The organism is Pseudomonas nitroreducens TX1, assembly GCF_000313755.1.
In the GTDB taxonomy this organism is placed as follows: domain Bacteria; phylum Pseudomonadota; class Gammaproteobacteria; order Pseudomonadales; family Pseudomonadaceae; genus Pseudomonas; species Pseudomonas nitroreducens_A.
The window spans coordinates 1-413 of record NZ_AMZB01000043.1; the positions used below are offsets into that span (position 1 = coordinate 1).

Annotated in this window: 1 protein-coding gene; it reads left to right on the forward strand. The window is 64.2% G+C overall.

The genetic code is table 11. The features are described from left to right. A partial coding sequence (locus C167_RS32000) for a branched-chain amino acid transport system II carrier protein (RefSeq protein WP_017516349.1) occupies window positions 1-383 on the forward strand: 383 nt, incomplete at its 5' end. Between the last annotated feature and the right edge of the window lie 30 nt (window positions 384-413).

The window sequence follows — 413 nt, forward strand, 5'->3', positions numbered from 1 at the left end:
TGTCGTACCGCAGCCTGGTGGTCATCCTGGCCGGCTTCTCGCTGCTGGTGTCGAACCTGGGCCTGACCAAGCTCATCCAGTTCTCGATTCCGGTGCTGACCGCCATCTACCCGCCGTGCATCGTGCTGGTGGCGTTGAGCTTTTGCGCCAGCCTGTGGCGTTCGCAGACCCGTATCGTCGCCCCGGTGATGGTGATTTCCTTCGTCTTCGGCATCATCGATGCGCTGAAAGGCGCCAAGCTGGACGCCTGGATGCCGGCCTGGATGGAGCACCTGCCGCTGGCCGAGCAGGGCCTCGCCTGGCTGATCCCCTCCGTCGTCATGCTGGCCTTGATGGTGGTGATCGACCGTCTGCTGGGCAAACCCCAGGAAGCGATGGCCTGATATCCCGCCATCCACGAAGCAAGGCCGCCC